This window comes from Ignavibacteria bacterium, assembly GCA_013177855.1.
Lineage (GTDB): Bacteria > Bacteroidota > Ignavibacteria > Ch128b > Ch128b > Ch128b.
On record JABLYA010000002.1, the window covers coordinates 71,355 to 92,490 of the forward strand.

General features: G+C 33.3%; 14 protein-coding genes. 6 read left to right on the plus strand and 8 right to left on the minus strand.

The window, feature by feature from the left end; translation table 11 throughout:
- The first annotated feature begins 6 nt into the window (after nt 1-6).
- Genes HPY57_11400 through nuoI form a run of 3 tightly spaced genes read left to right on the plus strand, consistent with a single transcriptional unit; the run spans nt 7 to nt 3,222 of the window.
- Nucleotides 7-1,695 carry a molybdopterin-dependent oxidoreductase gene (locus HPY57_11400; GenBank protein NPV12384.1) on the plus strand — a complete coding sequence of 563 codons (1,689 nt, stop codon included), beginning with the start codon at nt 7-9 and terminating at the stop codon, nt 1,693-1,695.
- Between the two features lie 3 nt (nt 1,696-1,698).
- Entirely contained in the window at nt 1,699-2,718 is a 1,020-nt protein-coding gene (gene nuoH / locus HPY57_11405) for an NADH-quinone oxidoreductase subunit NuoH (protein NPV12385.1), read from the plus strand.
- Between the two features lie 12 nt (nt 2,719-2,730).
- Complete coding sequence (nuoI, locus tag HPY57_11410) at nt 2,731-3,222, plus strand: NADH-quinone oxidoreductase subunit NuoI (GenBank protein ID NPV12386.1); 492 nt, start codon at nt 2,731-2,733, stop codon at nt 3,220-3,222.
- Between the two features lie 529 nt (nt 3,223-3,751).
- Here nuoI and HPY57_11415 read toward each other — a convergent pair.
- Nucleotides 3,752-3,928, minus strand: coding sequence for a hypothetical protein (locus HPY57_11415; protein NPV12387.1), 177 nt, complete (start codon nt 3,926-3,928; stop codon nt 3,752-3,754).
- Between the two features lie 308 nt (nt 3,929-4,236).
- On the opposite strand from HPY57_11415, the gene aspS reads away from it, so the two are divergent.
- Complete coding sequence (aspS, locus tag HPY57_11420) at nt 4,237-6,003, plus strand: aspartate--tRNA ligase (protein ID NPV12388.1); 1,767 nt, start codon at nt 4,237-4,239, stop codon at nt 6,001-6,003.
- 64 nt (nt 6,004-6,067) lie between these two features.
- On the opposite strand, the gene HPY57_11425 is transcribed toward aspS, so the two are convergent.
- From HPY57_11425 to HPY57_11450, 6 genes are all read right to left on the minus strand, one after another.
- Nucleotides 6,068-8,503 (minus strand): family 20 glycosylhydrolase, encoded by a 2,436-nt coding sequence (locus tag HPY57_11425; GenBank protein ID NPV12389.1) that lies wholly within the window; start codon nt 8,501-8,503, stop codon nt 6,068-6,070.
- A gap of 339 nt (nt 8,504-8,842) precedes the next feature.
- Nucleotides 8,843-9,646: a hypothetical protein gene (locus tag HPY57_11430; protein NPV12390.1), complete on the minus strand. Its 804-nt coding sequence runs from the start codon at nt 9,644-9,646 to the stop codon at nt 8,843-8,845.
- Nucleotides 9,647-9,660: 14 nt separating this feature from the next.
- A complete protein-coding gene (locus HPY57_11435) occupies nt 9,661-10,302 on the minus strand; it encodes a leucyl/phenylalanyl-tRNA--protein transferase (GenBank protein NPV12391.1) in 642 nt (213 codons plus the stop codon).
- Entirely contained in the window at nt 10,302-11,645 is a 1,344-nt protein-coding gene (locus HPY57_11440; protein ID NPV12392.1) for a SpoIID/LytB domain-containing protein, read from the minus strand. Before HPY57_11440 ends, HPY57_11435 begins: the two co-directional genes overlap by 1 nt.
- The gene (locus tag HPY57_11445; protein ID NPV12393.1) at nt 11,642-13,513 is read right to left on the minus strand and encodes a T9SS type A sorting domain-containing protein; all 1,872 of its coding nucleotides are present in this window, start codon (nt 13,511-13,513) and stop codon (nt 11,642-11,644) included. Before HPY57_11445 ends, HPY57_11440 begins: the two co-directional genes overlap by 4 nt.
- 300 nt (nt 13,514-13,813) lie before the next feature.
- Complete coding sequence (locus HPY57_11450) at nt 13,814-15,622, minus strand: long-chain fatty acid--CoA ligase (protein ID NPV12394.1); 1,809 nt, start codon at nt 15,620-15,622, stop codon at nt 13,814-13,816.
- A gap of 149 nt (nt 15,623-15,771) precedes the next feature.
- Here HPY57_11450 and HPY57_11455 point away from each other — a divergent pair, with 149 nt between their 5' ends.
- Nucleotides 15,772-17,301, plus strand: a complete 1,530-nt coding sequence (locus tag HPY57_11455; protein NPV12395.1) for an AbgT family transporter — start codon at nt 15,772-15,774, stop codon at nt 17,299-17,301.
- Nucleotides 17,302-17,550: 249 nt separating this feature from the next.
- Nucleotides 17,551-20,325 carry a vitamin B12-dependent ribonucleotide reductase gene (locus HPY57_11460; protein NPV12396.1) on the plus strand — a complete coding sequence of 925 codons (2,775 nt, stop codon included), beginning with the start codon at nt 17,551-17,553 and terminating at the stop codon, nt 20,323-20,325.
- Between the two features lie 65 nt (nt 20,326-20,390).
- Here HPY57_11460 and HPY57_11465 read toward each other — a convergent pair whose 3' ends face one another.
- Entirely contained in the window at nt 20,391-21,086 is a 696-nt protein-coding gene (locus HPY57_11465) for a hypothetical protein (GenBank protein ID NPV12397.1), read from the minus strand.
- Nucleotides 21,087-21,136: the final 50 nt, after the last annotated feature.

Sequence of the window (21,136 nt, forward strand, 5' to 3'; positions counted from 1 at the left end):
TTGAAAATGCCAAAAATTACAATTGACGGAATTCAATACGACTTTAACCCCGGTGAAACAATAATTCAAATTGCTAAAAGAAATGGAGTCGAAATTCCCCATTACTGCTGGCATCCAAAACTCTCAGTTTCGGGGAATTGTCGAATGTGCCTTGTCGAAGTGGAAAAAATGCCTAAGCTTGTAATTGCCTGCGCAACTCAAGCAATGGATGGAATGGTTGTTCACACTAAATCAGAAAAGGCAATTAAAGGTCGTGAACATGTAATGGAATTTCTTTTAATCAATCATCCTCTCGATTGTCCAATTTGTGACGAAGCAGGTGAATGCAAGCTTCAAGAATATGCATACGAACATGGAACAGGTGTTAGTAGATTTATTGAAGAGAAAAATCATAAACCTAAGCGAGTTAAGCTTGGTCCCTATGTAATGTTCGATGCAGAAAGATGTATTTCTTGCTCGAGATGCATTAGATTTTCAAAAGAGATTGCAAAAGCTGATCAACTCACATTTGTTCAAAGAGGTGACAGAGTAACAATTGAAACATTTCCTGGCAAGCAATTCGATAATCCTTACTCACTTAATGTTGTTGATATTTGTCCAGTTGGTGCTTTGACAAACATTGATTTCCGTTTCAAAGCTCGTGTCTGGGAAATGTCAGCAACCAAGAGTATCTGTATTGGTTGTGCACGCGGATGTAATATTGAGATATGGGTACGAAACAATGAAATTTTAAGACTCACACCAAGATTTAATGAACAGGTAAATGATTATTGGATGTGTGATTATGGCAGAATTAATACTTTCAAATTTGTTAATGCAAAAGATAGAATAGATGGTCCATCTATAAAGAAAAATGGAAAGCTTGTTTCCGTTAACTGGGATGAAGCGGTTAGTCGAACAACCTCTGAATTAAAAAGATTTAAACCAAATGAAATTGCTGTGATTGCTTCGCCATTTGCAACACTTGAAGATAATTACGCTTTATTAAAATTCTCAAGACAGGTTCTCAAAACAAACAATATCTTTTTCGTTCCGCATATCAAACCAGGCGATCAGGATGATATTTTAATCCGTGAAGATAAAACTCCAAATTCAACGGGACTTAAATTGCTTGGAATCGACGAAGCTAAAAATGGATTGCGTCTCGAAACTCTTTCTGATAAAATTAATTCTAAATCGATTAAATGTTTAGTTGTTGTGGAAGATGATCCTTTAGCTATAAAACCTGAACTGCAAAATGATTTTCAAAATCTCGAGTGCTTAATTGTATTTGCAACTAATGAAAATAAAACTTCACAATTAGCTGATATTCTATTTCCAGCTGCAACTTATGCAGAAAAGAACGGTGTCTTTGTCAATTTCCAGGGCTTTGTTCAAAGAATTAGACCTGCAGTTGCAACAGTCGATTTGGACAGAAGTCTGGACGGACTTGCTCAAAGTCGATGGGATAAGTTTGGAACTGAGTTTGACAAATGGGCAAGAGGAAGAAAAGTAAATGCTCGTTCTTCCTGGAAAATTATTTCTCAAATTGCCAATGTGATGGGTGGAAAATTTGATTATGATACTTCTGAAGATGTATTTATCGAAATTACTCAAAATGTCCGAGAACTTGCGAACCTCGACTATGAAACAATCGGAGACACAGGTTATAAAATTCAATCATCAAAAATAATTGAAGAAAAAATTCTGGTTTAAGTTATGATTATAGTAATTCCACTTGCCAAAATAGCTATCGCACTTTCAATCTTGTTGTTTGTTGTAACTTATCTTGTTTACTTTGAAAGAAAGATTAGCGCATATATTCAGGATAGAATTGGTCCAAATCGTGTAGGACCCTGGGGATTACTTCAATCTCCAGCTGATGTTTTAAAATTAGTCTTTAAGGAAGATATCGTTCCACTTGCAGCGACAAAGTTTGTTCATTCCCTTGCACCAGTAATTTCATTAACGATTGCAATGTCAACCTATGCTGTAATTCCATTTGGACCAGACATTAATTTATTTGGACAAAAAGTCAGGTTGATTGTTGCAGATGTTGATGTTGGAATTCTTTTCATCTTAGCTTTTACATCAATTGGAGTTTATGGAATTACACTGAGCGGTTGGTCTTCAAATAATAAATATTCTTTGCTTGGCGGACTTCGTTCAAGTGCTCAAATGATAAGCTATGAACTTTCAATGGGAATCTCAGTCGTTGGCGTTTTAATGGTTTCAGGATCTTTAAGAATTTATGATATAATAAATCATCAGCAGGGCTGGATGTGGAATGCATTTATTCAGCCGATTGGATTTATCACCTTTGTTGTGGCTGCATTTGCAGAAACAAATAGATTACCTTTCGATTTACCAGAAGCCGAACCAGAACTTGTTGGTGGTTATCATACAGAATACAGTAGTTTGAAATTCGCAATGTTCTTTTTAGCTGAATATGCAAATATGATTATTGCCAGTTGTTTAATTGCTGCTTTATACTTAGGCGGATGGCATTTGCCTTTCGTTGATTCAGCTTCATTAACTGAAGGATGGTTGCCTTTAATATCAGTAGGAATTTATCTGGCAAAAGTTTGTTTGCTGTTATTCTTCTTTATCTGGGTTAGATGGTCAATTCCAAGATTCAGGTACGATCAATTGATGAATTTAGGATGGAAAGTAATGTTGCCTTTATCACTTGTTAATTTAGTCTGGGTTGCAATTTTAGTTTATTTCTTTAAAATATAAGCGAGGAATACGATGGCAGTAAAGAAAAGAAAAAAAGATTTAAACTTTTTCGAAAGAATTTACATTGTTGAAATTATAAAAGGGATGCTCTTAACATTAAAGCATTTCTTCAGTCCAAAATTTACTCGTCAATATCCTGAAGAGAAATATGTTCAGCCGCCATCGTATCGTGGAAGACCGGTTCTTGTGATGGATAACGGTAAAGAGAGATGCGTTGCCTGTGGACTGTGTTCGAGAGTTTGTCCGGCACTTGCTATTCAAGTCCAAGCAGCTGAAACTGCGGATGAAAAAGAAAGATATCCTTACCTTTTCGAAATAAATATGCTTCGTTGCATCTTTTGTGGATTCTGTGAGGAAGTTTGTCCAGAAGAAGCAATTGTAATGAGCAAAGATTACGAACTCGTTTTCACAAAATATGAAGATGCAATTTTTGGAAAAGATAAATTACTTATTCCAGCTGAACAGTTGAAAGATAGAATTGAATTCATAAGACAGTATAGATAAAATTTAAAACATCCCTTTGGGGTTAATTATTTTATTAGCTCACCGATGTTCTACAAATCCAATATTCTTCAGCGGTGAGCTAATTTTTTAATTTCCAAATTACTCCACGATTTTAATTCGACAAAACTTAATACAGACTTACATTTTAAAAGTTCAATCCTTTAATTGGGAAATAACGCTTAATTACATTTTAGGTACTAATAAAAAGTTATTCCTTCAAAATGTTGTTAAGTACTCTCTGATGAACTTACAACTTAAAATGAGCTGGTCACGAATAGTCCAAATTAAGTAGTGGACACAGAATGAAAGAATTTATTCAAATTTCTCACCGAATAAACTAAACTAAAAAATCTCAACCCCGAAAGAGTTGAATATGAACAGCCCCGAGTTGCACTTGGGGAAATTAAAAAGTTAGAAAAACTACAACCCATAACCACAAAGTGGTGAAATTATTATAGAATTAAATTTGCACATAAAAAAATTAAAACTCCGAAGGAGTGACATTTTTAGGATCAACGATAAAAATAAATCAATTTGTAATTCTATAAAATCCATTATTTTGAGATAATATCATCCCTTCAGGATTTTTTCTTTTTGTGCAATTGTTTTTGTCTATAATAATTTCATCCATTCTGGATTTAATTTTTAATTGTTTCGTAAGATATTTTTCTAACAAATTTTCAATCAAAAAATATTCTATATTCATTGTTTTTCTATAACTCCGAATGAGCTGAATATGAACAGCCCCGAGTTGCACTCGGTGAAATTAAAAAGTTAGAAAAATTACGACCCTGAAAGTTTCGAATGTGAAAAACATTTAAAACCTTTTCTCATTTTGACAACATTTTGAACATAGATCATTTATGAATTGATAGACAAAAATATTTTAGATTTGAATCAAAAATTTATTCTTGCAAATAGAAATGCTTTTTTTTAGCTTTATTTTCAATTTAGCATAACAAATACATTAATTTTAACTCCAGATTAGATGTATAACGAACTAAAGGACTTAAAATGAAATTCAAAAAAAGAACTCATACCTGTGGAGAACTTAGAGAATCACACATAGGTCAAATTGTAACTTTAAATGGCTGGATAGACAGCCGAAGAGACTTAGGTGGTGTGATTTTTATTGATTTAAGAGATCGTTATGGAATTACTCAAATCGTATTTGAACCAAATTATAATGCGCAGGCACATGAAGACGCAAAAGATTTAAGAAGCGAATGGGTAATCTCTGTAACTGGAAAAGTCAGAAGACGACCGGAAGGAACTGAAAATCCAAATTTAGAAACTGGTTTAATTGATGTTATGATAGATGAAGTTACAATTCTCAATAAAGCTCAAACCCCACCTTTCCCAATTGAAGATGAAATTGACACAAATGAAGAAATCCGGCTGCGCTATCGATATCTCGATTTAAGAAGAAGAAGAATGCAAAAAAATTTAATTCTCAGACACAAAATGTATCAAATCACAAGAAAGTATTTTGATGAAAATAATTTTCTTGAAATTGAAACACCATTCTTAATGAAATCAACTCCTGAAGGTGCAAGAGATTTTTTAGTACCGAGCAGATTACACAAAGGACACTTTTACGCTTTGCCTCAATCACCTCAGACATACAAACAAATTTTAATGGTCGCGGGTTTCGACCGTTACTTTCAGATCGTAAGATGTTTTCGTGATGAAGATTTAAGAGCCGATCGTCAGTACGAATTCACACAAATTGATGTCGAAATGTCTTTTGTCGATGAAGAAGATGTTTTTCAAATTGTTGAAGGATTAATGAAAAGACTTTATAAAGAAACTTTAAATATTGATATCCAGACTCCTTTTCTCAGATTGACTTACAACGATGCAATGGAAACTTATGGTTCCGACAAACCAGATTTAAGATTTGACCTTAAGCTCGTTAACCTCAATTCAGTTTTTGAAAAGAGTGAATTTAGACTTTTTGCAGACGCTATAAAGAAGGGTGGAATTGTATCGGGATTAAATGCAAAAGGATGCGGCAATTATACACGCAATCAACTTGATGTATTAACTGACTTTGTAAAAAAACTCGGCTCCGGCGGATTAATCTGGATCAGAGTTACTGAAAATGGACTTGAATCTCCTACATTAAAATTCTTTTCTGAAACAGAACAGAAAAATTTGATAGAGAAGATGAATGCTGAAACTGGAGATTTAATTCTTATCCAAGCTGGTGAGTGGAAAAAAGCTTTGACTATCATGGGCGCACTTAGACTCGAAATGGCTCGAAGAATGGATTTAATCAAAGAAAATACAGAACCAAAAATTTTATGGGTAACTGATTTCCCTCTATTTGAATACAGCGAGGAAGAAAAACGACTTGTTGCAATGCATCATCCATTTACTTCACCAAAGGATGAAGATGTAGATTTAATGCTAACAGAACCATTGAAAGTAAAAGCTAAAGCTTACGATCTTGTCCTAAATGGTAATGAAATTGCCGGCGGAAGTATCAGAATTAATACCCCTGAAGTTCAATCGCGAATGTTTGAAGCACTTGGAATTTCAAAAGAAGAAGCAGAAGAAAAATTTGGATTCTTATTGAATGCATTTAAATATGGAGCTCCACCACACGGCGGAATTGCATTTGGTTTCGATAGAATGGTAATGCTCTTTGCAGGTGAAAAATCTATTCGAGATGTGATCGCATTTCCAAAAACTTCAAATGGAATTTCTTTAATGGATAATGCTCCATCTCCTGTTAAACCAGAACAACTGAAAGAACTACATATTAAAGTTGTATAAAAAAAATTGGGAGGGTCACGCCCTCCCTCAATCTAAAAGCTAAAAATTTATTTGTCTGATCTTTTTATCTCTCATACCAGCTTGTAATTTTTCTCTCAAAATCTGGTTCTGATGAAATAAATCGTCCAACAACTAACTTTGGTTCAACAAAAGTATTACCGTCGCTGCTTACTCTCCAGCTTTCATCGGGATAAATTCGTTGATGAGATATGTTTGTCTTCACATCCATCTGGATATTTATGCCTGCAGAAACATTTTCGCCAAAATTTTTCGCTATAATTTTAATCTTATTGATGCCCGGCTTTAAGTAATTAGTTATATCAAAAAATTTTGCTCTTTGACTTTCTACAAGAAGTGAAAGAGTTCGCCGTCCTCTCACATCACCAATCAAAATATCATTTACATAAAGTTCAGCATAAGAGTCAGCCATAAGATGAATGACAGCCGAATTGACTTTATCTTTCACTATTAAATCACGAATAAAGATTGCATTTTCTACCTGTGGTTTATTTTTTTCGTAAGGATTGGAATCAAGGTGATACATCCATTTACTTTTAATTGTTTGATCGTATTCAACAATTTCCTGTTTCAATGCTTCTTTCATTCTTTCCCAGGCAAAAATCTGCCTATCATATTTCTCTTTTTCTATTAAATGGAGATTATCTTCTCGATTAGTTCTTAACCATAATTGACGATACTTCGATTTCATCTCTTTAAGTCTTTCTATCATATCATCACACTTCTTTGAAATTAACTCTCTTTCTTCTTTTGAAAGAAATCCATTTTTTCTGTCTACAATTTTTTTGATTTCAAAAGCATAATTTAATTTATCGCCATACCACACAGCCTGTTCTGCAGCAAATTCAAGATAATCAAGATGAGATTTGTTTCTTGTTACATTCTTCTTTAATTCGTTAATTAAATAAAGCGCTGTTAATCCTTTTGATTTAGTATTTTCAGAGAAAAGCAGAATGTTTTGTTCCTGATAATTTATTGTGTTGTTCCACTGAATAAATGGATTCCGCCAGAAGTCATATTGTGTGAAAGATGCACCGAAATCTGAAAGTATTGAATAAACTGCATCTATTTCAGGTTTGTTTGATCCATAAAAATCACGATAAAATTTTTCTTTGAATTTATATAAATCAACATATTCAGGATTCCAGGAACACTCAGCACCAAACGCATAACCTAACCAATTGAATTCACGGAAATTTTCGCCTCCGTTATCACCCCAATTCGAGTTTATAAAACCAATTGAACCATATTGATAAGATATTTGGGCAAAATTTTTAATATTCAAGAGTGAATTAATAATGTGAGGAAAAATTCTATTATAATTAGTTACAGAAGGTGAACAAATAAAAGGTTGATTATAATCTTTGTACTTTTTGACGAATGGTTCATAATCATTTACACCATATCTCCAATCGACAACAATTATATCTTTTGGCAGCATTTCGAAAATCTCTGGATGATGATGAATTATATCACCATACATCATCATCTTCTTTCCATACTTTTTGACAATTTCATTCACTCTTTTGTAGTGATTAGCATGAACTGCTGCAATACCAATTTGTTTTGTTATCTCTCGGCTATTTCCAAATCCAACATCCCACGATTCATCAAGTCCCGCATGAAAATATTTTGATGGAAAAAGATTGGAGAGTTCTGATACACACTTCTCAATAAATTCATAAGTTTTTTCATTGGTCACATCTAAAGATGCAGCGCCAGGGAAATCGGCTAAGTAATAATAGTTTGGTTGAATAAGCAAATTCTCCCAATGACCAAGCGTTTGAAAAATCGGAATTATCTCTACAAAATATTTTTCACCATAACTAACTAATTCCTTGATTTCTTTCTGTGTAACTCTTCCCCGATTCAATCCAATATCTGGAAATGATTTTAATTCAATTGCATCTTCAAAATAAATCTGATAAGTGTTCATCTTGTATCTTGCAAGATTTCTAATAATTTTTTTGAAATCTTCCAGAGTTGAAACCTGACCTCTGGCAATATCATCAGAAATTCCACGCATTTCGAAAGCTGGATAATCCACTATTAAACATCCACCAACTGATAAATTATTTTTTCCGTCCTTCTCTACTAATTGAACTAAACTCATCAATCCATAAAAAGCACCCTGAGGATTATTTGCTAATATTGTTACTTTCGAATTTTCTACACTTAGTAAATAGGCTTCTTTTTTCTCGAGAAGATTGTGCTCTCTGATAATTTCTTTAAACTGCCATGCATATTCATTTGAAGAAAGAGATCCAAAGTAAAAGAAATTTTTCGAAGGTTTTTGATTTGAAGTTTTTAGTTTTAATTCAATTTGAAATTTTTCTTTAATTAAATTTTTAAGTTCATTCTGGAAAAAATCGCTACGCTCCTTGAACTGCTCAAAAAAAAGTCGGGTAGAGTTATCGATTAAAAATTTTCCATCTGCCCATATAACTTTTTGCGGTTTAGGGATTATGTTGATATTTCTCATTTGTTCTCCTGAAACTAATTGGGAAAATAAAATTGAGACTAATAAATAAATTAAAATTAATCTCATAACCGCCACCTTTTTAGTTTGTTCATAAACAAAAATAAAAAAATAAGATTAGATGAATATCATAGATAAGAGTGATATTTGATTTAGAAAATTGGATGTGCAAAGATTTTCTTTAGAAAATCACATTTGAAAACTCACATCAAGTTTTTGACTAAGAAAGCATTATTGATATAAAAAATTAAGACAGGGCTGAACCCTGTCCAATAAAATTAATTGTAAATTAAAATTAGAAACAAACTATAAGCGATAAATAACTTATCGAAGATCTACGACTTATCTGTTCATCTTCGAATAATCCAGCTCACTTCCGAGTAAACTATGAGGGATTAAGAAAACAATAAGCATTAAAATCGAGGCAAATAAAATCCATTTCTCATAGTTTTCAGATTTTTTCATTTTATACAAAGCGAAAAGCCATCCAATCAAAGCGATTAAAGTTTTGTTATCAGTAAGATCAATTCCAAATGGAAAACCCGTCCACCACTCACCAAAAGCAAAATATTGAACTGCTGGACCAAACACGAAACCACCAAGTATTAAAAACAATAATGTTAAATAAACGAGATTTTTATAATTCTTCTCTCTGTTAAAATATTCAAGCCCTGTTCTGACAGAAAACAGCATTGCCAGAAAAATGAAAAGAATGTGAGGTATCAAAATATAAGCAGGCACATCTCCTTTAAATCTTAAAATAACTGGCTCATCTTCTGGCAAAAGAATAGATTTACCGTCATAAAACAATTCAACTCGATATTCAATTTTTCCTGCAGGCGGTTGCGGAGGAATTTCTCCCGATAAAACTCCATTTTCATTATTGAGCTTTACAACTTGCCAGTCATCATTTGTTTTGTGTCGTTTCCAATAAATGTTTCCAATCGTTTCAGAATTTCCTACATCAATTACAACCTTATAAGGCTGGCTTGAACTATGTGAGCGTTCGAGCTTATAGGTGACCTTTTTATTATTAAGTTCAAATTTACCTTTAATCGGGTAAGTTGGACCAGTAATTCGTTGATAAACGGCTGAGGCAATAGTGATAATAAAAGCCAGTAACCAGATTAAAATCTTTTTATTCATAATTCTTCCCTTTATTAAAAAGTTGTTTCTGTTTGATAAGCTTCTAAAAGTAATTGATTATACTCTTCTAAAGAAATTTCAATTGCACCAAACATTTCTAAATGAGGATTAATTATCTGAACATCAAGAAGTTTGAAATTTCTTTCTTTAAGATGAAGAATTAAATGAGCAAGCGCAACCTTCGAAGCATTTTCGTGAAAAGAAAACATACTTTCTCCAAAGAAAGCTCCTTTAATCACAACACCATAAAGTCCACCGACCAACTTATTCATAAAATAAGTTTCTACGCTGTGAATATATCCGAGCTTATAAATTCTTTCGTAAGCTTCAATCAAGTCTTCTGTGATCCAAGTTTTTTCTCTTTTTGCACAATTCCGAATTACCTGCATTGGATCTTGATCAAATCGGACTTCAAATTTCTTTCTTTTAATTAATTGCTTAACGCTTCTTGGGATATTGTAATTATCAAGCGGAATGATTGCTCGTATTTGTGGGAAATACCATTCAATAGGACTATATTGATCATCGGCCATTGGAAAAGCACCAATGGAATATAACTTAATCATATTTTCAGGTTGAAGTGTCTCGTCAATCAGCATAGAACCATTTTCATGAATTTGCACTAAATAAAAATTAAAAAATTGAAAAGGCTGCATCAATAAATTTTTTTCAATTCAGCACCAGGGAAATAGTGTTTGAGAATTTCTTCAAAATTTTTTCCTTTTGAAGCCATCACGGCTCCGCCAATTTGACAGAAACCGACACCATGTCCCCAACCTGCCCCATATAAAATAAATTTACATGGAATATCATTCCCCTCTTTATAGACTGGCTCCACAACAAAAGCTGAACTATACAGATGTTTTTCAGAAAGAGCTCGACGAATTTCAAGTTCTTTACCAATTGTAAACTCTTTCTTCGTTCCAACGATCTTTAGTTTTTTGATTCTTCCCGATTTTCCTCTTTCAAGCGGAATTAGATTTTTAATTTCTCCAAAGTCGATTCCAAGTTTAATTTCGAGCAAAGTTTTCAAAGCCAGCTGTTTGATTTCAATTTTCCATCTAAAAAAGTCCTTTGTCATCAGATCGAAATTATTTAAAACTCGTTTCAATAAATCTTCATCATTTGTATTGCAATAAGCTTCAGTGTTGGATTTGATGAATTCTTCAAATTCTTTTTCTGTCTGAGGGAAAGGTTTATCTTGGTTTTCTGAATCATAAACTGATTTAAGATAAGGGTAATAAATATCCTGCCAGACATTTTGAAATTCTTCCGTTATTCCTCCACAACTTTTTGAATATCTTGTATCGCAAATCTCATCGTTGTAAGTGAGAACAATTCCATAAGTTTCTCTAACTGCATCAAGGGCTGTATTACTTCTAACTCGGGTCAAACCTTGATATCTCTGACAGTGATCGTCTGCACAAACATCAAAATCTTCGTGGGCAGATTTATCATACCAAACAATTTTTTCATCATCAGAAATATGAAATTTATTTTCAAGCTTATCATTTTTATTTGAATTTAATTGAGCAAGCAGCCAGCTTCTTGAAACAATTGAATGAGCTTTTAAATACTCAAGAGGACTTTCTGAATTCATTTCAGAGGAAATGACACTTTGTAAATATCTTTCGATGTCGAGCTCATTAATTAAAGTTAACTTTCCATTTTTATTTATAATTAAAAAACTTCCTTCAAAATATTCTCTCTCTTTTTGTTCCCAATGAAAATCAATACCAATAACAACATTTTCAACTTCAAATTTATATACAGCTTCTTCAATCCTGTTATTTTGTCTGACTGGATTAAAATTCAGAACCGTATCCGAAAAAATTATATTGTCATTTTCTTTTAATAAAATCTTTGAACCATTTGCATATGCTTTAAGGCTTTTTTGCTTAAGTTTTAATTTATCATTCAAAATATAGTCACCATGAATTTTAAATGAGATAGAATCCTGATTTTCTAAAATTCCTACTTTAATCTTGGGTGGATTCATTTTACAAATACCATTTTTATTGTTTTAGATTTCCCTTTAAAATCGAGTTTGGCAAAATAAACACCGCTTGAGAGATTAAATTTATCAGCATTGAATTCAATTTCATAAGTTCCGGTTGAAAGAAGCTCGTCTTTCAAGCAGATAATTTCTTTGCCTAAGATATCATAAATCGTAAGCTTTACATTTTCTTTTTTGTAAGGATTTAGAGGATCTGTCAAAATGTAAAAACTAATTCGAGTTGAAGAATTAAATGGATTCGGAAAGCTCGACAGAATTATGAAATCATTGATTGAAAGTTGTTCATCTCTTAGCTGTGAAACTTGTCCAGCATAAATTATTCTTATTGCATCAGCAGTAATTGTTCCATCACCCTTTGCAAGCAAACGAACTTTAATTTGATCGTTATTCGAAACGATAACAGAGTCGAGTAAATTCCACAATCCACCATTTTGTTGTTGATTTACTTTTTTGACTTTAAAGTAATTAGAAGTGTTGATTTGATATTCTGCATTAGTTGCCGAGGTAGCCAGATCCTGCCACATTGCATAAACTAAATATTTACCCTCGCTCAATAAAGGAGAAGTCCATTCAACATACTGACTTTCATCGCCGGGTAAGATGTAAAGAAAATTTTCACCGTAAAAATTCCAGAAAGAGTTTGAATTCGAAATGTTCCAATTTCCAGAAATAATAGCGTTATCATTATCTATTATAAATCTTTTCGGGTGATTGACGCCGAGATATTCCATTATACCCCAAACAGTCTGTTTACCAAATAAATCTAAAATTGAATTATCAATCCATTGTCCATTTGAGAAGTAAGTGTACGGTGTTTCATAAGTAAGAGCTAAAATTTGATCTCCCCAGTTTGACCACATCCATCCTTCAGGGAAATATGGTTGCAAATTAGAATAGCTGTAATCTGATGGCTTGATAAAATCACTGTTCCCGGACTGAAGATTGGCAAATTGCATTTGTTTTCGATAAAAATAATCTGAAGTTGAAGATGCTGTATGAATCCAGAAAGTTGCATAATTGGCAACCTGAGAATGCATATTCAAAGCAACATAAATTCGATTATTGGATAGAATACTTTGAAGAAAATTTTTTGTGTGAATTACTTCCTTCGGCGTCTGACTTTCGGGTTTATTCCACGAACTTTCTATATCCACATTATTTGCATTAACTCTCGATTTACCAAGATAAACTCCATCTGGATTAATAAAGGGAAGAATAAACCACTTTAATTTCGTTCTTAGATACGAAGCTACTTCATCATCAGAAAGAAAATAATTTATCATTCCATCAAGATGATATGAAGATGGCGTTTCAGATGGATGTGTTCTTCCATGTGTCCAGATGAAATACTTTTGAGAATCTGGAATTGTAAAATCTGTGATTGTCAAAAGAATTAAAGGACGATTTTGTTCAGAATAACCAATTGTATCAATTTTTACATAAGGGTTATTTATCAATTGATGAATTTTTTCTGTTAATTGTGTAACTGAATACGGAACATAATAAGCTACATAAACTGAGTCTTCTGTGTAAGTTTTGCGAAAAACATTTCTTTGTGGACTTTCGGCTGCAGTAAATCTAATCCAGTTTTTATTATCGTAAGAATACATCGGGCGAGTTGCATCGGAATTTAAAATTGTTACTGAGACATATCGGTTTTTAACATTTTTCATCTTGAAGTAAAACCATCTGCCAACAATATCAGAATTTACCCGTACCGAAAAATTAATTGAGTCAGTAGTAGTAACAGATTGGAGATTACCGCTGTCAAAATTTGCTTCAAAAATTACTTGAGAAAAGCTTTGAGAAACAAGCAAGAAAACAATGATAAACGATAAAAAATATCTCATAACTGATTTACTCTTTTACAAATTTATGATTGATTAAAGTGCTAACAAAGAATAAGCTTAAACGAAAAACAAACTAATTTCAATGGAGTAGTTTAATTCTAATTAAGGAAAAAGTGATAATAAATTAATTTGTTCATTATACTATGATCAATAAATTCGCTTCATTAAGAATAACGCATTTATTAGAGAATCAAAGCAAAAAAATTCTGAAGATTATACAAGAAAAATCTTGAAAACAAAAAAAGCACTTATCTTACTGATGAAGATAAGTGCTTCTGAATTAAAATGAAGAAATATAGTTTATTCTCTTTCGTACATTTCTTTAATTAGATTAGCATAACGTTCTTCGATTACCTTTCTTCTTACCTTCAATGTTGGTGTTAATTCACCGCCTTCAATAGTAAATGGCTTATCAAGAATGACGAATTTTCTAATTCTCTCATAATTAGCAAGATTCTTTTGCAGTGTTTGAATATCTTTTTCAATTAACCTATAAATTTCAGGATGATGAGCAAGGTCTTCAACTCTTTCGTAAGGAATTTTGTGAGCATCTGCATATTCTCGAATTGCTTCGAAATCGGGAGTGATGAGAGCTGAAAGGAAGGTCTTGTTATCACCAATCAAGACAAATTGATCGATAAACTTACTTCTTGTAAAGAGATTTTCGAGTTGTTGAGGTGCAATGTATTTACCACCAGAAGTTTTGAATAAGTGTTTCTTTCTGTCTGTGATTTTCAAAAATCCTTGTTTATCAAATTCACCGATATCGCCAGTATGAAGCCAGCCGTCTTTATCAATAGCTTCTTCCGTTGCTTTTTTGTTTTTGTAATAACCCTTCATAATGTTTGGACCACGAGCAAGTATTTCACCATCATCAGCAATTTTGACTTCGACACCAGGAATTGGTTTACCAACTGTTCCAAACTTGTAATCATCAAGTCGGTTGCAAGTTATAACCGGACTTGATTCTGTTAATCCATAACCTTCAATAATCAAGATTCCCATTGCTTCAAAAAATTCACCTATCTCTTGTGGAAGTGCAGCACCGCCACTGACAAAGAATCTTAATCTACCGCCAGTAGCTGCTCTTATTTTATGAAATACAAGTTTTTCAGCCAGTTTATATTTTGCTGCTAGAAGCGGGTTTGTTTTTCTTTCTTTCTTTGCTTGATGATATTTCTTACCTATTTCGAGTGCCCAGTAGAAAATTTTTTGTTTCGTCGGAGGCGAAGAATCAACATTCTTCATAACTCTTGCGTGTATTCTTTCAAACAATCTAGGTACTGATGTCATAATTGTCGGTTTTACTTCCTGTAAATCTTTTGCAACTGTATCGATTGATTGGGCATAAGCAATCAGACATCCTGCTGAAAATGCAGTATAATACCCTGCCATCCTTTCAAATGAATGTGAAAGAGGAAGAAATGACAGGAAAATATCAGTGTGATCCGCTGGAATTACCTGTAATGCTGATTTCACATTACTTACAAAATTATTGTGCGTAAGCATCACACCCTTCGGTTCACCTGTAGTTCCTGAAGTATAAATTAAAGTTGCAAGATCCTCAGGTTTAACCTTTTTCATTTCCTCTTCGAGAACAGATTCAAATCTGGATGCCTCCTGTTTACCTTTTTCAACTACTTGATTAAAAGTTAGAATTCCCTCTTCAGCATCCTTTTCATTCAAAACAATAATATGTTTAAGCGATTTAACATTATCTTTAATCTTCAGAACTTTGGTAAGTTGAAGTTTATTCGAAACAATTACTGCTTTGCATTCCGAATCGTTCATTATATATTCAATGGTATTTGAAGTGGAAGAAGGATACATTGGAACATCAACAGCCCCGATTGACAAAATTGCAAAATCAGCAAAAACCCATTCGGGTCTATTCTCTGATATAATTCCCACCATATCGCCTCTTTTAATCCCTAAAGAAAGTAAACCCATTGCAAAATTTCTAACAATTTCCCTCAGCTCGCTGTATTTTATTCCCACCCACTGATTTTGGACTTTGTGCATTAGAGCAGGTCGCTCAAGATTAATAAAATGCTTTGTTATTCTATCGTACATCTCTACGATAGTTGTAAATTCAGTAACAATAGGCATAACAGCTCTCCTCTTTTATTTAGCAAAATAGTTTGATAAAAGTTAATTATCAAGAAGTTAAAAACATTAAAATTTTTAGAATTTCGACTGAGGTAAATTCATAGGTAGCAATGATATTTTATTATCTTTGTGAAAATTAATGGTGAGCTATGAAAAACTTTAAAAATTATCTTTCAAAAATTTTTAATCGTAGTCTTGATTTAATTGAATATGTTGGAAATAAACTTCCTCACCCCGCAACCCTTTTTGCCCTACTTGCGTTCCTTGTAGCTTTGTTTTCGATGATTGGAGATTTTTTACAATGGAGCGCAATCCATCCAGCAAATAAATCTGAAATAAAAGTTCAAAACTTAATGAATGCCGAAGGTATAAGATGGATTTACACAAACATAACTTTCAATTTTGTTAATTTTCCGCCGCTGGGTTATGTTCTGGCAGTAATGATCGGAATAGGAGTAGCAGAAGGTTCTGGCTTATTCACTGCATTAATTCGAGCTTTAGTTTTAAGCGCACCTAAACGGTTAATAACATTCTCATTAGTTTTTACTGGTATTCTTTCTCATATCGCGTCGGAAGCAGGCTATGTGATTTTAATACCACTTGGTGCAATGCTTTTTCATGCGCTCGGTCGTCATCCGATGGCTGGACTTGCAGCTGCCTTCTGCGGTGTCAGTGGAGGCTTTGGTGCAAATTTCTTGATAGGTTCAGTTGATCCAATTCTGGCAGGACTTTCTCAATCAGCTGCACAGATTTTAGATCCAAACATTAAAATAAATGCAGCGGTTAATTTTTACTTTATGTTTGTATCAGCAATTTTGATTACATTTTTGGGTACATTCATAACTGAAAGAATTGTTGAGCCTAGATTAAAAACCTATTCTGGTGGAGTAGATAGAGTAGATGTAGAAACAATTTCACCAGAGGAGAAAAAAGGTTTAAAATGGGCAGGAATTAGTGCACTGGTAATTGTTATTCTACTAATCCTAAGCATTGTACCTGAAAATGGAATTCTGAGAAATCCCGAGACAAAAGAGATTTTGCATTCACCATTTTTTGATGGTATTATAACCGGTATCCTTCTCTTCTTTTTCATTCCTGGTCTAGCTTATGGAATTGCAGTTAGATCAATTAAAAATGATAAAGATTTGATGAAACATATTATTAAATCGATGGGAACAATGGCGACGTATATCGTTTTAGTTTTCTTTGCTGCACAATTTGTTTATTTCTTTAAGTACAGTAATCTCGGCTTAATTTTAGCAATAAAAGGTGCTGAATTTTTGAAAAGCATTGAACTAACTGGTATTAGTTTGATTGTTGCATTTGTTTTGTTATCGGCTTTTATAAATATGTTTATGGGAAGTGCTTCAGCTAAATGGGCGATAATGGCTCCTGTCTTTGTTCCTATGTTCATGTTACTCGGTTATCATCCTGCATTAACTCAAGCCGCTTTTAGAATTGGAGATTCTGTTACAAACTTAATTACACCTATGATGAGTTACTTTGCTTTGATTGTTGCCTTTGCTCAGAAGTATGATGAGAAATACGGTATTGGAACTATAATTTCTACAATGCTTCCTTATACAATTTTATTTACAATCTTCTGGGTTATTTTATTAGTGATCTGGATGTTAATTGGTTTGCCTGTTGGACCGGATGGACCTTTGTACTTGAATTAATCAAAAAAATTCTTTAAAAAAGTTTTTGCGCAGGTTAGTTTTAATAATTAATTACCAAAAAAACAAACAAGCATTTATAAACATTATTTTCTTTTAAAGCTTACGATGGTTAAGTTTGAACAAAATTTCCGAAAAGTCTTTTATTTTTTTCGATATTGAATTTTTGTAATTCATTTTTTATTTAGTCTTATAATCTCACTAAATAAATTTTAGTGAAGCCTTTAAATAAAAAACAAAAAGGAGTCTTTTATGAGCCAGTCAAATACAAAGTCCAATAACAATATTTCATTAAATGAGGATTTATTTAAGCAGGGAGGTTTGAAGTTTAAATATACTTTTTCAAAAAAGGGTGTGCATCCTTTTGATGAAATAGAATGGGAACTGAGAGAAGCAAAAATTACAAACGAAAAAGGTCAGATTGTATTTCATCAAAAAGATGTTGAAGTCCCTAAAAGCTGGTCAATAACAGCAACTAATGTAGTTGTATCAAAATATTTTCATGGTCAAATCAATTCACCAGAAAGAGAAAGAAGTGTTAAACAATTAATTAATAGAGTTTCTAAGACCATTACCGAATGGGGAATTAAAGATGGATATTTCGCATCTCCCGAAGATGCACAAGCATTCTACTCAGAATTAACCTATCTTCTTGTCAATCAATATGGCAGTTTTAATAGTCCTGTCTGGTTCAATGTTGGAATAGAAGAAAAACCACAATGTTCAGCATGCTTTATTAATTCCGTTGAAGATACGATGGAATCTATTTTAGAGCTTGCAAAAACTGAAGGAATGCTTTTTAAATATGGAAGTGGGACGGGCTCAAATTTGAGTGTTTTAAGATCATCAAAAGAACCATTAAGCGGTGGAGGGATGGCATCAGGACCTGTTTCATTTATGAAAGGCTTCGATGCATTCGCTGGTGTAATTAAAAGCGGAGGAAAAACTCGTCGCGCTGCCAAAATGGTGATTTTAAATGTTGATCATCCGGATATTATCGATTTTATTAATTGTAAAGCTGAAGAAGAAAAGAAAGCTCATGCCTTAATTCAAATGGGATACGATCCTGGCTTTAATGTACCCGGCGGAGCTTACGATAGTATTGCTTACCAAAATGCCAATCATTCAGTTCGCGTTACAGATGAATTTATGCAAGCTGTTATCGAGGATAAGGAATGGCATACAAAAGCAGTCAAAACAGGGAAAATACTTGATACATATCGTGCAAGGGATATAATGGATCAAATTGCTCAAGCGGCCTGGATTTGCGGTGACCCTGGAATGCAATTCGATACAACAATTAATGACTGGCATACCTGCCCAAATACTGCAAAAATTAATGCAAGTAATCCTTGCAGCGAATATATGTTCCTTGATGATTCGGCATGTAATCTTGCATCTTTAAATTTAATGAAATTCAGGAAAGATGACGGTTCATTTGACATAGAAAAATTTAAATATGCCTGTGACATTTTCATTACAGCTCAAGAAATCATCGTAGATAATTCTTCCTATCCAACTAAAGCTATTGAGAAAAACAGTCATGAATATCGTCCACTTGGTCTTGGTTATGCAAATCTCGGTGCTCTTTTAATGGCAAATGGATTTGCTTACGATAGTGATGAAGGTCGTGCTTTCGCTGCAGCAATTACATCAATTATGACTGGCGAAGCTTATAGACAATCTGCAATAATTGCAGGTGAAATGGGACCTTTCAAAGGTTATGCAAAAAATCGTGAACCATTCTTGAGAGTAATGAATAAACATCTTTCAGCAGCTAGAAAAATTGATGGTACTTTAATTCCTCTTGATCTTTATAATGAAGCCGTAGCTGTATGGGAAGAAGCTATTAAAATTGGCGAAAAAAATGGTTTTAGAAATGCTCAGGTTACTGTCCTGGCTCCAACCGGAACAATAGGCTTTATGATGGACTGCGATACTACAGGCGTTGAACCTGATATTGCTCTCGTGAAATACAAAAAATTAGTTGGTGGTGGTGTCTTTAAAATTGTCAACAATACTGTTCCATTGGCACTTGAAAAATTAGGATATGATAGTGAGCAAATTGAACAGATCGTTGCTTATATCAATGCAAATGATACAATTGAAGGAGCTCCATATTTATTAGAGAAACATTTACCGATTTTTGATTGCGCCTTTAAACCAGCCAATGGCAAAAGATCAATTCATTATATGGGACACATTAAAATGATGGCTGCCGTTCAGCCATTCCTTTCAGGTGCAATTTCAAAAACAGTAAATATGCCAAATGAAGTTACACCAGAGGACATTAAAAATGCTTACATAGAAGCGTGGAAACTTGGCTTAAAGGCAATCGCAATTTACCGTGATGGTTGTAAACTAACTCAACCCCTAAGCACCTCACTCAAAACCGATAAAAAATTAAAGACTGAGGAAAAAACAACAGTAGTTGAACAAAAGCCGAGAAGACGAAGATTACCCGACGAAAGAAAATCAATTACTCATAAATTCAGCATTGGAGGTCACGAAGGTTACATTACAGTTGGTATGTACGAAGACGGCAGTCCGGGTGAGATTTTTATTGTAATGTCAAAAGAAGGAAGTACAATTTCTGGTGTTATGGATGCTTTTGCTACAGCTGTATCTCTTGCTTTGCAATACGGCGTACCTTTAAAAGTTCTTGTTGATAAATTTACTCATACTAGATTTGAACCTTCTGGTTTTACTAACAACAAGCAAATCCCAATTGCCAAGTCAATTATGGATTACATTTTTAGGTGGTTAGCATTAAAATTCTTACCTGAAGAATCAATTAGTTATTCTTCTGTTGTTGAGACACCTACTGCTGTAAATGAGACTCCTGATACAACTTCAACAGTTCAAGTAAATTCGGAGACACCAACCAATACAATTGAACAAACTGAAAAACTCATATTTGTAAGTCAGGCTGACGCTCCACCTTGCCCAGAATGCGGCTCAATAATGGTACGAAGTGGAAGTTGTTATAAATGCTTTGAATGTGGATCAACAAGTGGTTGTTCTTAATGAAAGAAGAAATTATTTAAAATAAAAAAGCCTCGCAATTGCGAGGCTTTTTTTTTCTTATAAGCTCAATTTCCATTCGTCAAAAAATAAACATCTTCGACTCTTCTTGCACCAACAAATCGTTTATCATAATAACCCTCTGCCATAGAACTAACTGTAACCCCGTACTTAGTTGAAGCATGAACAAAGTAATTATCCCACAAATAAATCCCAACATGACCTGGATTTTGTCTCCTTCTTGTATTAAAGAAAACCAGATCACCAAACTTTAATTCTTCACGACTTACTGGATTGCCAATTTTTATTTGTTGCAGTGTAGACCGTGGAATTTCTATGTTAAAAGACTCTTTGTAAATTAATTGAGTGAAAGCGCTGCAGTCAATTCCCTTCCTGGTTGTTCCGCCATATTTGTAAGGTGTTCCCAGATAATTTACAACTGTCATTAAGAATTTTTCATAATTGGTCGGGTTACTATTTAAAGTATCGAAATTACCTTTTCGAGTTAGAATTTGCTTAATATCGAAAATCGGCTGAGATTGATCTTCGATTATTATTTCCTGTAATTCTTCTTCAGAGAATTCAAGATCAGTTGCAAATCTCTGAGTTGTATCGTTTGATTGATTATTTAAAGCTCGAATAATCCTCAATGAATCGATATAATGTGATTTAGAATTTTCTGAAGTTTTTGTTGCAAAACGAACAGGACCATAACATGAAGCAAGAAGAAATGATGACAAAAGCAACAGTAGTAATTTTCTCAAGCTCTCTCCTCTTTTTTTAAAAATAAAAAAGGGTATGATGAATTTCACAT

Excerpts from the sequence above, each read along its gene's own strand:
- HPY57_11400 (NPV12384.1), top strand. The coding sequence starts at position 7 with ATGCCAAAAATTACAATTGACGGAATTCAATACGACTTTAACCCCGGT.
- nuoH (NPV12385.1), top strand. The coding sequence starts at position 1,699 with ATGATTATAGTAATTCCACTTGCCAAAATAGCTATCGCACTTTCAATC.
- nuoI (NPV12386.1), top strand. The coding sequence starts at position 2,731 with ATGGCAGTAAAGAAAAGAAAAAAAGATTTAAACTTTTTCGAAAGAATT.
- HPY57_11415 (NPV12387.1), bottom strand. The coding sequence starts at position 3,928 with ATGAATATAGAATATTTTTTGATTGAAAATTTGTTAGAAAAATATCTT.
- aspS (NPV12388.1), top strand. The coding sequence starts at position 4,237 with ATGAAATTCAAAAAAAGAACTCATACCTGTGGAGAACTTAGAGAATCA.
- HPY57_11425 (NPV12389.1), bottom strand. The coding sequence starts at position 8,503 with ATGAGAAATATCAACATAATCCCTAAACCGCAAAAAGTTATATGGGCA.
- HPY57_11430 (NPV12390.1), bottom strand. The coding sequence starts at position 9,646 with ATGAATAAAAAGATTTTAATCTGGTTACTGGCTTTTATTATCACTATT.
- HPY57_11435 (NPV12391.1), bottom strand. The coding sequence starts at position 10,302 with ATGCAGCCTTTTCAATTTTTTAATTTTTATTTAGTGCAAATTCATGAA.
- HPY57_11440 (NPV12392.1), bottom strand. The coding sequence starts at position 11,645 with ATGAATCCACCCAAGATTAAAGTAGGAATTTTAGAAAATCAGGATTCT.
- HPY57_11445 (NPV12393.1), bottom strand. The coding sequence starts at position 13,513 with ATGAGATATTTTTTATCGTTTATCATTGTTTTCTTGCTTGTTTCTCAA.
- HPY57_11450 (NPV12394.1), bottom strand. The coding sequence starts at position 15,622 with ATGCCTATTGTTACTGAATTTACAACTATCGTAGAGATGTACGATAGA.
- HPY57_11455 (NPV12395.1), top strand. The coding sequence starts at position 15,772 with ATGAAAAACTTTAAAAATTATCTTTCAAAAATTTTTAATCGTAGTCTT.
- HPY57_11460 (NPV12396.1), top strand. The coding sequence starts at position 17,551 with ATGAGCCAGTCAAATACAAAGTCCAATAACAATATTTCATTAAATGAG.